Below are 15,252 nucleotides of genomic sequence, written 5' to 3'. Positions count from 1 at the left end.
GCTTTTTGTTTTTTATTAAGCTATTGGGTTATGCTTTTTGAGCTTGCTCAATAAAGCTAATAGCATCGCCTACTGTTTGAATTTTCTCAGCTTGATCGTCTGGAATAGACATTTCAAACTGATTTTCAAACTCCATAACCAATTCAACGATATCTAAACTGTCTGCGCCCAAGTCGGTTGTAAAGCTAGCTTCTGGCTTTACTTGCGTCTCATCACATCCTAGTTTATCTACTATGATTTGTGTTACTTTTTCTGCAATGTTTGTTGTTGACATTTTCTATTTTATTTAAAGTTTCGGCAAAGATAGCTACTTTTGCAATTCTTCAAACCTAAAATTGAAAAAAAGCTTAAAATAGATGTTAGAGCGAGTATTTGCCTATTTCAATCAACTAAATCCACGACAGAAAGATGCTTATCAACAGCTTTATAACATTTATAAAGAATGGAATGATAAAATCAATGTAGTTTCACGTAAAGATTTTGATAACTTTTATGTGCATCATGTTCTACATTCGCTAGCTATAGCTAAGTTTGTTCAGTTTAAAAAGGGTACTTTAATTATGGATTTAGGTGCTGGTGGAGGATTCCCGTCTATACCTTTAGCCATTATGTTTCCAGAGGCTAAATTTTTGGCAGTAGATTCCATTCAGAAAAAATTAAAGGTCATAGACGGCGTAGCTGAAACACTAGATTTGAAGAATGTAAAAACACACTGGGGGAGAGCAGAGGATATCAAACTGCAGTTTGATTTCATTGTTACTCGAGCGGTAGCTCCTATGTCTGATTTATTGAGGTGGTCTAGGGGGAAAATTCACCCCATATCCTTTAATGAACTTGATAACGGATTGATAGCTTTGAAAGGCGGAGACTTGACAGAGGAAATTAAAGAAACAAAGCGAAAAATAAAAATTAAACCAATTTCGGATTATTTTAAAGAGGATTTTTTTGAAACGAAGGTGATTACCTTTGTCAAACCGAGTTCATAACAAAAGCTAAGTAAACGACTTAAATCTAGTAAATTATGACAGAACATTTGAAAGAATATCTTTATGAAACTAAATTGGTTTTGATGACTAATTTAGATGACCTCATTGCCTATTATTCTGGCTCGCAGGAAAAAAAATCTGTAGTACTATTTATGGTTGTATTAAGTGCTATACTGGTCTGTCTAGGTCTAAATTTTGATAAACCTCTTGTTATTTATTCCGGTTTATTAATTAGTCCATTTATTTTTTCTTTCCTACAATTTACCATTGGTGTTTACAAGAGAAAAAGCGACCTGGTTATTGCAGCCTTGATAAAAATTTTTGTTGGTGGATTGGTTACCTTTCTTATAGGACTCATTTATTTTTACATTGCTCCTTTCACCTATAATATTCAGACAATTGGAAATTGGGCAGAGGTAGATATAGCCACCTACTTGGCTGTATTTCTAATAGCCATTTCTATATTCTTGTTTAATTCACATCGAATTTCTATGATTATTTGGATATTGAAATTTCTAGTCAAATGGCCAGTATTGATTATTGCCTCCTCTGTCATGTTTATCCAGAGAGACGGAGTAGCAATTTATGAAATAATCATTCGATATAAATTACTTTTTCTTTTGTTATTCATGGGCTTGTCCACCTTATTATATTTATCAAGAGTCTCGAGAGAGGGCATCAAAAATAATCGATTTAAATGGATTTATTTCGTGACAACATTAGTTTGTTTTCTTTTTGGCTTATACTTTAGTTCCACTGAACTGACCAGGGCTACTACAAGGTATAATCTTGAAAATTATATTGAGAACGAGCTGGCATCGCAATCTTTTACAGTCCATAATTTTGTAATAGATAAATGGATGAAAGAGGTGATAATTTATTATTCAGGGAATAAGCCTTCTAAAAGTCAGGATGCTGATTTAAAAAAGAAGTACCACCTAGAGGGTTATCATTTTGATTACAGAGAATTTAGATAGATGAGTACACAACAAAAAATAGCATTTCATACGCTGGGCTGTAAGCTAAACTTCTCTGAAACATCTAGTCTCGCTAATGAAGCTATAGATGCAGGTTTTCAGCGTGTCGATATCAGTGAACAAGCGGATGTCTATGTCGTGAATACCTGCTCAGTGACAGAAAATGCTGATAAGGAGTGCCGATATATCGTTCGGAAAATTAAAAGAACTGCACCAGATTCTAAAGTGATTATCATAGGTTGTTATGCTCAGTTAAAACCGAAAGAAATCGCTGAAATTGAAGGTGTAGATATGGTTTTAGGCGCAAGTGAGAAATTTAATTTGCTAGAAAATATTGATCAGATAGATAAAGGTGCAGCCATAGTTAAAGCAGAGGATATAAAAGAAATCAATGAGTTTGTGCCGTCTTTTTCTAGTGGAGATCGAACGAGAACGTTTCTCAAAGTGCAGGATGGTTGCGATTATTTCTGTACCTTTTGTACTATCCCATTAGCGCGGGGTAGAAGTCGGAGTCAATCTATCGAAAAGACACTTTTGGTTTTTGATCAAGCTGTAAAAACTGGTGTACAAGAGATAGTGTTAACAGGTGTCAATACAGGTGATTTTGGAAAAACCACAGATGGTAAGAAAAGAACAAATGAGACTTTTTTTGATTTGGTCAAGGCTATTGATACGGCTTATAAAGGAAGGGGGATACGTGTGCGCGTTTCTTCTATTGAACCTAATTTATTGACAAATGATATCATTGACTTAGTGGCAGAGAGCGATGTATTCATGCCACATTTTCATATACCATTGCAAAGCGGCTCCGATGCTATGCTAGTGAGTATGCAGCGAAAATATGATTCAAATTTCTATCGCAATAAAATTGAGCATATCAAAGATAAGATGCCTCATGCCTGTATAGGCGTGGATGTTATTGTAGGTTATCCAGAAGAAACTGATGAATTTTTCGAGGAGAGTTATATATTCATTCAATCTCTACCAGTATCATACCTACACGTGTTTACATATTCTGAGCGCGCCAATACCAGAGCAGTAAAATCAGATTCCTTTATACCTATGGAGATTCGAAGAGCGCGCAATAAACGTTTGAGAATTTTATCAGATAAATTGAAAAATAAATTTTATTCTGATCATTTAGGTAGTCTTTACCCAGTGCTTTTCGAGCATGAAAACGATAATGGATTTATGAATGGATATACTAATAACTATATACGTGTTCGTACAAACTATGATGCATCTAAAGTTGGTAAAGTTTCGAACTTTCAAATAGAAAAGTTGAGTCCATTTTTATTTACTGAAGGTAGATTTATTTGATTCACTCTGTTTAAAAAAAATCAATGAATCGAGCAGAATTAATTTCTGAATTGAAGCGAATAAAAACTTTCGCAGAAACTTCTAAAGCAAATCGTTTTTTGCATAATCCAATTCGTTACCTAATTTCCATTATCTATTCCCGAGTGCTGCCATCACTAGGCGATTTTACTTTTAAAACCTCTGTTAAGACCTTTTGGGGTCAAAATATACATATTGTTCTACCTGCTTCTATTGATATTTATTTATCAGGTGGTAAGACACATGATTCAGAGATACGTTTAGCTATATTTTTGGTGAATGAATTGAAAAATGATAGTTGTTTTCTAGATATAGGTGCGCATTACGGTTACTTCACCATGCTAGCAAGTCATTTACTTGAGGCTGGCAAAGTATATTCTATTGAGCCATCTACGAAGACCTATCAAGTCCTAGAAACCAATTGTAAAGATTTAGGTAATGTCGATTTATTTCATTGCGCTTTGACAGATTCAGATGAAAAAATTGAATTCTATGAGTTCCCAACTTATTATTCTGAATATAACACTTTTGAGTTAGAACAATATTCTAATCAAAAGTGGTATGATAAGGGTAAAATTATCAAACACGTTATCGAAGGAAAGAAAGGAGATACTTTGATTCAATCATTGGATGTAATACCTCGTGTAGTAAAAATAGATGTAGAAGGAGCAGAATACGCTGTATTAAAGGGTCTTCGGTCTTTTATATCTACGAATTCTCCTTTGATTGTCATGGAATTTGCTGCCTCATACAGAGGTAATATAAATCATAAAAAAGCTCATCAGTTATTACAGGACTGGGGTTATAAACCATTCTATATTGATAGTTCAGGTGAAGTGAATCGTATTGAATCAGATATGGATACTTATCTCAATATTATCGAATTGGATTCAGATAATATTGTTTACAAGAAATAAAGTTCTGAATTATAATCCCTTATCTTAACAATTATTTATCTTCAAAAAAATAACTATAGGGCACCAAAGTTGGACCAAACACATAATGCTGGGCGATTACATATTCCTTCGTGTATGAATTATATGCCCAATATTTATTGATGTTAAACGGAAGTTTTTTCCCAGCGGCATCTACTGCCACATCTAGTTCCATATTGTTAAAAGTAGAAGGCATTCTAAAAATTTGGATAAAACGTTTCTCATTCAATACATCTACAATCTCTATTGTATAGTCAGGTTTAGCTTTTTTGATATAGTTTATAGCACTGTCATTCTTAATTCTCCCTTCAAAATTTTTGGATTCAAACTCTAAGAGAAATTGGATAACATGTTCTTTATTCAATGGTTTATTAATTTTTATAGAATCTATAAATGGGTCTATTTTCACTAGATCTTCATCTTTTGTCAGCCGAAAAGAAAATTGTGGTCGATCATGAAAGTTTACCACGATTGTTTTTATTTTATCAATGGGTGTAGAAAACACTTCTTTACTATACCATGCGTCCGGGTTAGCAGGAAATCGGTGTTTCAAATCTATCGATTTAATTCCCGGTATTCTCACTAGATATGGATCAGCTGAAACTATGCCATTTTCGCTCAATATCATGTTATTTCCACTCCCCATTTGACTACCTACAAAAAAGTTTTTTAGTTCATTCCCCTCTTTATCAAGAATTTTAATTTCCTTGCCTAATGTTCTTAAATCCTGAATGGCTATTTTTCTCATGGAGTCGCCTACGGGCATTTCAATTTGAAGTTTATTTAGAGTATTTAACAAGATTATCATTTTATCGTGATCAGCATAAATACTATCATTAACCTTCCATTTTTTGTCAGTTTTTGTAATTACTGTTTTATTACCTTGCTTGTCCGCTATAATTATTTGTCCAATAGTACTGATATCGGATATATTAAATACAGTTTCTTCAAAATTTGATTTAGATTTTGTGTATTTAAGATAAGCTAATACACCTATTAAGCTCAGCACTACAATAATTAAGGATAGATTTTTTTTCAACTTGACTTGTATTTTATAATGTGATCAATTCTTGCTTGATAGGAACAAAGGTACAGATTATTTTTCTTCAATAAATTAATTAGATAGTTTAAATAAAAAGAAGTAGTCATAAAACATGGTCACACAAATAGTTGACTACGTAATAGACAATTCAGCATTAAGTTTTATGAAAACAAATCTTGATGGCTGCATGCTTATATTTACCATCCTGCATAGCCTCATAACTTATTTGTTTTTGTTCTTGAAGTATTCTTAATATGTTTTCTTTTAGAATTCCACTTCCTTTGCCGTGAATAACTATAAGCTCATCTGAATTTCTATAACATGCATGAAATTCTTCCTGAAATGCCTGAATTTGCATTTCTAAAATCTTTTCCTTTGGGATTTTTTTCCAATGAACGAAAAGGTTTTCAATATGTAGGTCTATCTCTGAAATCTTTAAAGGTCTCGATTCAATATGTGTTATTTCATTTTTACTATCATGAATTTTATCTAAATCTATAATTTCGTTTTCCGAGGTTAATTTTGAAATTTGTTCCCATTCTTCAAATCCATCATTCAATAGAACTCTAGCTCTTTGCCCTTGGAGTTCTAGTATAGTACCTCTCCATGATTGATTTATCCATTTAACTCGATCTCCAATATTTGGATTTTTCAACATAGCTGTTTGTAACTTGTCGTAAAAATAATTAATATCGAACTAATTTCGTGGTTTGTTTGTTCAAAAACCGAAACTAAAAACAATTTATATTAAATATTTATCATGATAGAAACGGAATGCTTAATTATTGGTTCAGGTCCAGCTGGTTATACTGCTGCTATTTATGCTTCGAGGGCTAATTTAAAACCATTAATGTATCAAGGCCTTGAGCCTGGAGGTCAGTTAATGACAACGAATGAAGTGGAGAATTTTCCTGGTTATCCTCATGGAATTCAAGGACCAGAAATGATGAAAGAACTTTATGATCAGGCTAAGCGATTTGATGCTGATATTCGACCAGGGTTAATTACGGAGGTAGATTTTTCTTCTGGTAAACCACCTTATATTTGCAAAAATGAAAAAGGTGAAGAGATATCGGCTCAGACCGTAATTATATCCACTGGAGCTACTGCCAAATGGTTAGGGATTCCTTCTGAACAAAGATTAAATGGCAGCGGTGTTTCTGCTTGCGCAGTCTGTGATGGCTTCTTTTATAGAGGTCAGGAGGTAGCTATTGTGGGAGCAGGGGATAGTGCCTGTGAAGAGGCCCTTTATCTCTCAAAATTATGTACGACCGTGCATATGTTGATTCGAAGGGATCAAATGAGAGCAAGTAAGATTATGCAAGACCGCGTATTAAGAACTTCGAATATCAAAGTTTACTGGAATAGTGAAACGGATGAAATTCTAGGCGATAAGGTCGTAGAAGCTGTAAGAATAAAAAACACCAAAGACGGCAGTCTGCAAGAAATACCGATTACAGGATTCTTTGTAGCTATAGGCCATACTCCACAATCACAGATATTCTCCAAATATGTAGAAACAGATAATGATGGCTATATAAAAGTGATTCCTGGAACTACAAAAACGAATGTAGAAGGGGTATTCGCTTGTGGGGATGTCATGGATAGAAATTATAGACAAGCAGTTACAGCTGCGGGTACTGGATGTATGGCTGCGCTAGAAGCAGAACGCTATCTAGCTAGTAAACATTAGCTATTATTTGCTGTAATCTAGCTTTCTATCTACTAGACCTACGAACTGTTTGTAGATATCCTCCGTTTTGTCTACGCCGAATCTCACCGCAAACTTATCTATAACTTTCATACAAGCCTCTTTGGTATCGAGCTTATTTAGCCATACAAGACATTCTGTTAACTCCATAGAATTCCCCTTAAAAAATAGTTCTATCAAACCTATACGTGTATTCAAGTCTAAAAAACTATAAATGTCTCGGGTAGTTTTTTTATCATCGTGATGCAAAAAGTCCATAATGTCGCTTTTGCTCTTTTTATCATTCTCTATTACCTCTTCTATATTAGATTTGAGTTCAACCTTTTTTATTGATTCTTTTTCAGATTCCAAATTGACTACTTTTGGCACACTTTGCAGGTCTTGAAGTTTTTGTTCAGTGGGTTTAACTTCTGATTGGAATCCTTTTAAAACAGGACTACTCGTATTGTCAGATTTCCGATCAACGAGGTTCGAATCCATTGTTTCATTTGTTGTCAATTGCTCAGCATCTTCAAATATAGAAAGATCAATTACGGTTGTTTTTTCTTCTTTTGTTGGAATTTGGTTTTCTTCCACGCTTACATTTTTCTTTGAATCATCTATTCCTTCGCGGATATCTTCATTTTTATCAATAGATTCTGCTTTGAAATCTGATTTAGTTTTACTATTTTCAATTTCTATACTAGGCGCTTTTTGACTAAGATCAAACTCAATGGCAGGTATTTCATTCGATGGATAAAGATTTTTTATACTCGTGTACAATAGTCCAATATCACTGAGTAACAGGTCGCGATCTATTTCTCTAAACTCACCTACTTTAATTTCTACATAGGACTTGTAAATTCTTTTAATTAAATCGTCAATTGAGATTTCAGAATTATTACTCATAGATTCGATAATTATTGTATTATTGCTCTAAAATATTCATTTAGTGCAAAGAAACGGAAATTTTCATGGAAGAATAGAAGTAATTTGTGGTTCCATGTTTTCTGGTAAAACAGAGGAGTTAATTCGAAGATTGAATCGGGCTATAATAGCCAAAAAGCAGGTGGAGATTTTCAAGCCCATATTAGATACTCGATATAGTGAAAGTGAGGTCGTGTCGCATTCGAATCAGAAAATACCTTCTTTAGCAGTTTCTAACTCTGAATCTATCTTATTACTTGGGGAAGATAAAGATGTTATCGGTATTGACGAGGCTCAGTTTTTCGATGAGAATCTTCCAGAGGTATGCAATAAATTGGCAGCCAAAGGAATAAGAATAGTAATTGCAGGCTTAGACATGGATTATCTGGGAAAACCATTTGGAGTAATGCCAGCACTTATGGCTATCGCAGATGAGGTCGATAAGGTACATGCTGTCTGCATGCAATGCGGAGAACCAGCGCTTTTTAGCCACAGACTAGTAAAGGTCAACTCTACTATCTTACTTGGAGAAAAAGGGGAGTACGAACCTAGATGTAGATTCTGCAACAAAATTTAAACAAAATCTCTCTTTTTTTAATATAATTATTCATACATTTGCGTTTTACATTTAATAAAATAAATAAGAAATGAAGAAAATTTTACTTTTAACAATCAGCCTTATTAGTTTGACTGTTTTTGGGCAGGATTTACCGCCTTTAAGCAATTTGACGGACTTAGATATTGCAAAAATTAAAGCTAGGCTAGCGATTAATGAAAATTATAAAAAGCAATTAAAACCAAGATCTTCCACCGAGAAGTTTATGATGAATTACCCAACTTGTGATAGTATACAGAAATCATATAGTCAAGGTATTTTTGAAAAAGGTTATGGTTGGTCTACCAATAGCAAGTATGATACGCTTACCCTACCTAACACCCCTGCTGCTTTTAATTCGGTAGGCATTATTCAAGGTTTTTGGCAGTTATCCTACCTAGACAATAATAACGTTATTAGAAATATTAATATTGATAGTTCTACTATTACAATTGATTCTATAAATCCGGTATTGATTTATACACGAAACAATACTTCTCAAGATGACACGCTTTATATTTTTGTTTATGAAGACTCGTTCAATTATGGAGTTAATCCTAGTACAGGTTTCAAACAAGATATCACGGGTGTGAGATTGGCTAGTTCTGATACAGTGATTTTAAAGAATGCTACAGATATTGATACCTATATGTATAGAAAACAAACTACCTTGTCGAAAGGAAATGGGTTTTTAGTGAAAGTTAAGTTTGTAGGACATATAGAAAACAACGTAAGAGGCATTGCCACCTATAGCACAAATTGTGGTACTAATGGTGACGGATTTGCTCTCCAAACAAGTTATGGATATTCGCACTCATCACATGTTGTAAAACCTACCACTGGTAATCCCTATAGACTATCCTTATGGAATAGTGGCGATTTAAATACAACAGAGACTTGTAAGAAGTTTTATGTTCAAAATTGGCTAATTTATCCTTATATATCTGCTGTAGTAGAGCCAAATATTAGTATAACTAAGGCCCAAAGTTATCAGCAGGTCTGTAAAGATGCTCAAGTTCAATTAAATGTCACTGCCACAGGCTATAGTGGGCCAGTTACTTATACATGGTCTCCTGCCACAGGTCTTAGTGCTACTAACATAGCGAATCCAATAGCCACTGTAGGAAACGCAAATGTGACCTACACCGTTACGGTTACTGACGGTTCCAATCCTAAAACTGCTACTACTGTAATCGAGTCTTTTTCAATGTCTGCAACAATGGCTAATAAAACATTGACAAGTTGTGCTGATACCAACCAAAACTTAACAGTTACAGTTACTGGGGGTGGTACAATTCCGAAAACTTATGCATGGAGTAAAGGAGCTTCAACTACCGCCACTACAAATAAAGTTACTTCAGGTGCGTATACGGTCACAGTATCAAATGCTTTTTGTTCAGTCACCGCTACAGCCAATGTTAATTTAAATACATCTGATACGAACGTTATGGACTTTTCAGTAGATCCTGCTTCTCCATGTGTAAATAAAGATGTTACATTTACGAATAGTTCATCTAAACTTGATTGGAAGTATGTTTGGAGAAATGGAGCTACTCAGATTTCTACAGCTACGGTTCCTACAGGATATAAATTCCCTGCTGCTGGAAATGTACAGATAAATGTTACATCTAGTTTTGGAGCTTGTAATGTTGGGCCTGTTACTAAGACCATTGTAGTTAAATCAGCCACAGCCCCAGGTTGTGGAGCCTCTATTTCTAACAATATAGACAATGATATTCAAGTCTACCCTAACCCAGTCCGTGATGGTAAAGTGTTTATTCAAAATGATTTGAATACAAGCATATCCTACAAAGTTACAGATATGTTAGGCAAAGTAGTCACTGCAGATAAATTAGTGTCGAATAAAGATGGGCATATTGATTTATCGGGTGCGCCAAATGGAATCTACTTTATAGAAATAGATAGTAAAGGGGATCGCATGATTAAAAAGATTATTGTAGATAAGCAGTAAGCTTTGTTATTTTAAAATAGGAAAATTAAATGGAGACCTATTTGGTCTCCATTTTTTATATATTTAGTTTTCCTTTTTCAAAATTATAAGAATTTCTGTTGTATATTTGTGACTCTTAAAGAAAGTGAAGAAAGAGATTGAAAAAGCAAAACAATAATTATGTAGTCATTTTGGCGGGAGGCATAGGAAGTAGATTTTGGCCTCAAAGCAGAGTGGCGAAACCCAAACAATTTCTCGATGTATTAAATACAGGCAAAACCTTGATTCAATCGACTTTTGATCGATTCAAAACCATGGTGCCATCTGAGAATATATACGTAGTGACTACTATTGAGTATTATGGATTAGTCATGGAGCAGCTAGAACATTTGAGTCCTGAAAATCTAATCTTGGAGCCTGAAAGAAAAAATACAGCACCATGCATTGGCTATGCCTGTTATAAAATAGGTAAAATTAATCCAAGGGCGAATATTCTTATAGCTCCTTCCGATCATATTATATTAGGCGAAAAGAAATTCGAAGCTATCGTTTTAAATTCATTTAGTTTTGTTGAACGAAAGAGTGCATTAGTAACTATTGGTATAAAGCCAAATAAACCTGCAACAGGCTACGGATACATTCAATATGTAGAAGATGAATCGAACCTATTTAAAAAGGTAAAGACGTTTACTGAAAAACCAAGCGAAGAGCTAGCTAGAACATTTCTGAAGTCTGGAGATTTCTTATGGAATGCAGGAATTTTTGTATGGAATATTCAGACATTCATGAAGAATTTTGAGAGGTATCTTCCAGAAATGGGAGAGTTAATTCAAAGCATTTTAGCAGATATCAATACTGTCAGAGAGTCTGTGGCTATGAATAATGTTTATAGTCAATTTAACAACATATCTATTGACTATGGTTTGATGGAAAAAGCTTCTGATGTCTATGTAATTCCTGCTGATTTCGAATGGTCAGATTTAGGTTCTTGGTCGTCGATTTATGAATCCCTAGATAAAGATTATTTAGGAAATGCCACAACAAATAATTTAGTAAAGATTTATGACGCAAGTAATAATCTGATAGTGGCCCCTAAGGGTAAACTAGTTATTGTGCAAGGTATAGAGGGAAAATGTATCGTGGATACTAAGGACGCCTTGATGATTTTGAAATTAGACAAAGAGCAAGAAGTAAAAAACTTTACGACCGACTTAAAAAGAGATAAACTTGATAAATTCCTCTAGATGTCTATTGAAGTCAGAAATCTCACAAAAAAATACGATGAGCAGATAGCGCTTAATAATATTTCTTTTGAAATACCAAAAGGGAATATTGTCGGCTTTCTAGGACCTAACGGAGCAGGGAAATCTACGACAATGAAGATTTTAACAGGCTTTATTCCCCAGACATCTGGTATTGCGCGCGTTTCAGGCTTTGATATAGCCGAATCGCCTTTAGAGGTAAAAAAGAGAGTAGGGTATTTGCCCGAAGCCAATCCTCTCTATAAGGATATGTACGTCAAGGAATATTTGCATTATGTAGCTACGATATTTCATCTGCCAAATACTTTGGCTAAAGTTCAGGAGATGATAGCTATGACAGGTTTAACTAAGGAACAGGATAAGAAAATTCATCAATTATCAAAGGGATATAAACAGCGAGTTGGTATAGCACAGGCTATTATTCATAATCCCGAGGTATTGATTTTAGACGAGCCGACATCTGGTCTCGATCCTAATCAATTGGACGAAATAAGAAAATTGATAGTAAAGATAGGGAAGGAAAAAACAGTATTGCTATCTACACATATTATGCAGGAAGTAGAAGCCATGTGTGAAAGAGTGATTATTATAAATAAAGGTGAAATTGTGGCGGATAATTCTACTGCGAATTTGCGAAAAATGGGCTCAAAAGAAGCTATCTTAACTGTTGAGTTTGCCAGTGATATTTCTATAGAAGAATTGAAACAAGTAAGGAATATTGGAAAGATAGAGTTAGTGAAAGACAAGCTATATCGTATTTATCTTAATGATCCCAAGGTTGATATCCGTCAGGATGTTTTCCAATTTGCTGTTCAGAAGAATTGGTCAATAGTGGGCATGCAACTAGAGGAAAAGGATTTAGAAGGTGTATTTAAAGAATTAACTAATAAGTAATGAAGGCAATTTTTCTTCGAGAAATCAATTCTTTTTTTTCATCCATGATAGGCTTTCTCGCTATGGGTTTTTTTATAACCATTACAGGCTTAGTTTTATGGTTTTTTCCTGAATATGATATTCTAGAATATGGTTATGCCACATTGGAGTCATTTTTTACCTTAGCTCCTATACTTTTTTTATTCATTATTCCAGCTATTACTATGAGATTGTTTAGCGAAGAAAAGCAAATGGGTACGCTCGAGTGGTTATATACCAAGCCTTTTACGGATCGAGATATTTTACTAGGAAAATTTTTAGCTAGCCTTTTCATTATTCTAGTTGCCTTGATTCCTACTTTGATTTATTACTTTTCCATCTATCAGCTCGGTTATCCAAAAGGCAATATTGACAATGGAGGAGTGATAGGTAGTTATTTTGGTTTAGTGCTTCTCGCTTCTGCGTTTTGTGCTATAGGACTTTTTTGTTCTGCCATTACGGCTAATCAAATAGTTGCATTTATAATCGCTGCAGTTATATCCGCTCTGTTTTTTTGGGGATTCGATTTGGTTTCGAAATTTAGTTTATTTGAAGGTAATTTAGAATACTTTCTCAAAAATCTAGGGATAAGCTACCACTATGATAGCATTTCGAGAGGAGTACTAGATACTAGAGATTTGATATATTTTATTTCAATTTGTTTCTTTTTCCTTTATTTGACGCATTTTCAGTTAGACAGACGAAAGATTTAATGAGTCTATAGTTTCAAGTTCTAAGTTACAAGTAACTTGGTTTTATTTTTGTAGTATAAATTTAACATCATCTAGCTTTAAACTTTCAACTAGTAACTTTTAGAATGAATCTCGACGAATTTCTTTCTATCCGCGACACTCTTCCAGAGCAACCTGGAGTATATCGCTATTTCGATGAGGAGGAAAATTGGTTATATGTAGGTAAGGCGAAAAATATCAAGAAACGCGTGTCTCAGTATTTTCTAGAGAATAAAATAGTAGCTTCTCGAATTAGGCTTATGGTCAAACAAATAGCTCGAATAGAAGTGACTATAGTACCTAATGAAAATGATGCTTTGATTTTGGAGAATAGTTTAATAAAAGAAAATCAACCTAAATATAATATTAGATTAAAAGATGATAAGACCTATCCATTTATCGTGATAAAAAATGAACGCTTCCCACGAATCTTTTTTACCCGAAAGTACTACAAAGACGGTTCTGAATACCTAGGACCATATACATCTGTGATTACAGCAAAAGATATTTTTAATACCATAACAGCTCTTTTTCCACTTCGAACATGCACATTGAATTTGTCAAAAGAAAATGTCAGTAAAAAGAAATTTCGCGCATGCTTAGAATATCATATTGGAAATTGTTTAGCCCCTTGTGAAGCCAAACAATCAGAAGATGATTATGCTCAGAATATCAAAAAAATAAAAGATATACTGAAGGGAAAATTTTCTCAGGTCAAAGATTATATGACTGCTCAAATGGAGAAAACTGCTGAAAGTTTAAAATTCGAAGAAGCAGAGCAATGGAAGGAAAAATTAAAAAAATTGGGTGAATTTGAAACCAAGTCTGTCATATTTAATCCCAAATGGAATCATATTCTCGCAGTGAATATATATACAACCGTGTCAAAATGTATCTTGAACTATCTCAGGGTGGAGAATGGCACTATAGTAAGTTCGAAGAGTTTTGAGGTTGAACGAAAACTTGAAGAAAACAATAAGGAAGTTTTGGAACAATTTATTTCTCAGTTTTTATTGACATATAAAGAAATAGAAGAGGTCGTTATCCCTTTCGAAATAGCTGAATTGCCTCATAAAATAAAACAAGTCATACCATTGTTAGGTGATAAGAAAAAATTACTGGATGTTTCTTATACCAATGCGCGAAGTTTTGCTATGACACTCTTTTCCGATCCTAAGTTTGAGAAGAAGCGTAATGAATTTAATGTATTGAAAGAACTTCAAGATAAGCTCAGATTAAATCAACTGCCTATTCATATCGAATGCTTTGATAATTCAAATATTCAGGGAACCAATCCGGTGAGTGCCTGCGTGGTATTTCGGAACGGTAAACCAGCAAAGAAAGATTATAGACATTTCCATGTCAAATCCGTAGATGGTCCAGATGATTTTGCTTCTATGAAAGAAATAGTTACTCGTCGGTATAAGCGTATGGTCGAAGAAAATGAAACGCTACCGCAGTTAATAGTGATAGATGGAGGTAAAGGTCAGCTAAGCCATGCCTTAGAATCGTTAAAAGATTTGGGTTTAGAGTCTAAGGTTACTATAATCGGTATAGCTAAGAAATTAGAGGAAATTTATTTTAAGGACGATCCTATACCCATGTATATTGATAAAAAAAGTCCCGCACTTAAACTAATTCAGCAGATGCGTGATGAAGCGCACCGCTTTGGTTTGAGTTTTCACAGACAGCTTCGTTCTAAAGCAATGATTCAGTCCTCGCTTAATAATATCGAAGGAATAGGCAAGACAACTGTGACAAAACTTCTTCAGAAGTATAAGTCTATTTCTAATATGAAAGAGGCAGATAAAGAAGAACTTATAAGCCTTATAGGAGTGCAGCGTACGAAAATTCTGATAGATTTTTTAAATAATGGAATTATTTAAGGGTTAAGCCTCGATAAAAT

General features: G+C 34.1%; 15 protein-coding genes. 11 read left to right on the top strand and 4 right to left on the bottom strand.

Annotation, left to right across the window (positions count from 1 at the left end; translation table 11 throughout):
* Window positions 1-28 precede the first annotated feature (28 nt).
* Window positions 29-274 (bottom strand): acyl carrier protein, encoded by a 246-nt coding sequence (locus JNL75_02835; GenBank protein MBL7788753.1) that lies wholly within the window; start codon window positions 272-274, stop codon window positions 29-31.
* An 82-nt stretch (window positions 275-356) separates the two neighbouring features.
* Between JNL75_02835 and rsmG the strand changes: the two genes are divergently transcribed.
* The 4 genes from rsmG to JNL75_02815 are packed head-to-tail and all read left to right on the top strand — an operon-like array spanning window position 357 to window position 4,218.
* A complete protein-coding gene (gene rsmG, locus JNL75_02830; GenBank protein ID MBL7788752.1) occupies window positions 357-986 on the top strand; it encodes a 16S rRNA (guanine(527)-N(7))-methyltransferase RsmG in 630 nt (209 codons plus the stop codon).
* A gap of 35 nt (window positions 987-1,021) precedes the next feature.
* Complete coding sequence (locus JNL75_02825; protein ID MBL7788751.1) at window positions 1,022-1,963, top strand: hypothetical protein; 942 nt, start codon at window positions 1,022-1,024, stop codon at window positions 1,961-1,963.
* On the top strand, window positions 1,964-3,283 hold the full coding sequence (gene mtaB, locus JNL75_02820) for a tRNA (N(6)-L-threonylcarbamoyladenosine(37)-C(2))-methylthiotransferase MtaB (protein MBL7788750.1): 1,320 nt from the start codon (window positions 1,964-1,966) through the stop codon (window positions 3,281-3,283).
* A 23-nt stretch (window positions 3,284-3,306) separates the two neighbouring features.
* Window positions 3,307-4,218, top strand: a complete 912-nt coding sequence (locus JNL75_02815; protein MBL7788749.1) for an FkbM family methyltransferase — start codon at window positions 3,307-3,309, stop codon at window positions 4,216-4,218.
* 31 nt (window positions 4,219-4,249) lie between these two features.
* Here JNL75_02815 and JNL75_02810 read toward each other — a convergent pair whose 3' ends face one another.
* Both JNL75_02810 and JNL75_02805 read right to left on the bottom strand, forming a co-directional pair.
* A complete protein-coding gene (locus JNL75_02810; protein ID MBL7788748.1) occupies window positions 4,250-5,275 on the bottom strand; it encodes a hypothetical protein in 1,026 nt (341 codons plus the stop codon).
* A 157-nt stretch (window positions 5,276-5,432) separates the two neighbouring features.
* The gene (locus JNL75_02805; protein MBL7788747.1) at window positions 5,433-5,936 is read right to left on the bottom strand and encodes a Smr/MutS family protein; all 504 of its coding nucleotides are present in this window, start codon (window positions 5,934-5,936) and stop codon (window positions 5,433-5,435) included.
* 102 nt (window positions 5,937-6,038) lie between these two features.
* Here JNL75_02805 and trxB point away from each other — a divergent pair, with 102 nt between their 5' ends.
* A complete protein-coding gene (gene trxB, locus JNL75_02800; GenBank protein MBL7788746.1) occupies window positions 6,039-6,971 on the top strand; it encodes a thioredoxin-disulfide reductase in 933 nt (310 codons plus the stop codon).
* A 3-nt stretch (window positions 6,972-6,974) separates the two neighbouring features.
* Here trxB and JNL75_02795 read toward each other — a convergent pair whose 3' ends face one another.
* Entirely contained in the window at window positions 6,975-7,877 is a 903-nt protein-coding gene (locus tag JNL75_02795) for a hypothetical protein (protein MBL7788745.1), read from the bottom strand.
* Window positions 7,878-7,971: 94 nt separating this feature from the next.
* On the opposite strand from JNL75_02795, the gene JNL75_02790 reads away from it, so the two are divergent.
* The 6 genes from JNL75_02790 (at window position 7,972) to JNL75_02765 (ending at window position 15,232) form a co-directional block, all read left to right on the top strand.
* On the top strand, window positions 7,972-8,472 hold the full coding sequence (locus JNL75_02790) for a thymidine kinase (protein MBL7788744.1): 501 nt from the start codon (window positions 7,972-7,974) through the stop codon (window positions 8,470-8,472).
* A gap of 70 nt (window positions 8,473-8,542) precedes the next feature.
* On the top strand, window positions 8,543-10,462 hold the full coding sequence (locus JNL75_02785; protein MBL7788743.1) for a T9SS type A sorting domain-containing protein: 1,920 nt from the start codon (window positions 8,543-8,545) through the stop codon (window positions 10,460-10,462).
* A gap of 137 nt (window positions 10,463-10,599) precedes the next feature.
* Entirely contained in the window at window positions 10,600-11,685 is a 1,086-nt protein-coding gene (locus tag JNL75_02780; GenBank protein MBL7788742.1) for a mannose-1-phosphate guanylyltransferase, read from the top strand.
* A complete protein-coding gene (gene gldA / locus JNL75_02775) occupies window positions 11,686-12,597 on the top strand; it encodes a gliding motility-associated ABC transporter ATP-binding subunit GldA (protein MBL7788741.1) in 912 nt (303 codons plus the stop codon).
* Window positions 12,597-13,328, top strand: coding sequence for a gliding motility-associated ABC transporter permease subunit GldF (gene gldF / locus JNL75_02770; protein MBL7788740.1), 732 nt, complete (start codon window positions 12,597-12,599; stop codon window positions 13,326-13,328). Before gldA ends, gldF begins: the two co-directional genes overlap by 1 nt.
* 104 nt (window positions 13,329-13,432) lie before the next feature.
* The gene (locus JNL75_02765; protein ID MBL7788739.1) at window positions 13,433-15,232 is read left to right on the top strand and encodes an excinuclease ABC subunit C; all 1,800 of its coding nucleotides are present in this window, start codon (window positions 13,433-13,435) and stop codon (window positions 15,230-15,232) included.
* The last annotated feature ends 20 nt before the right edge of the window (window positions 15,233-15,252 follow it).

This window comes from Chitinophagales bacterium (genome assembly GCA_016787225.1).
Taxonomy (GTDB): domain Bacteria; phylum Bacteroidota; class Bacteroidia; order Chitinophagales; family JADJOU01; genus CHPMRC01.
The sequence above is the reverse complement of the archived record's forward strand: the minus strand, read 5'-3'. Positions and strand labels throughout refer to the sequence as shown.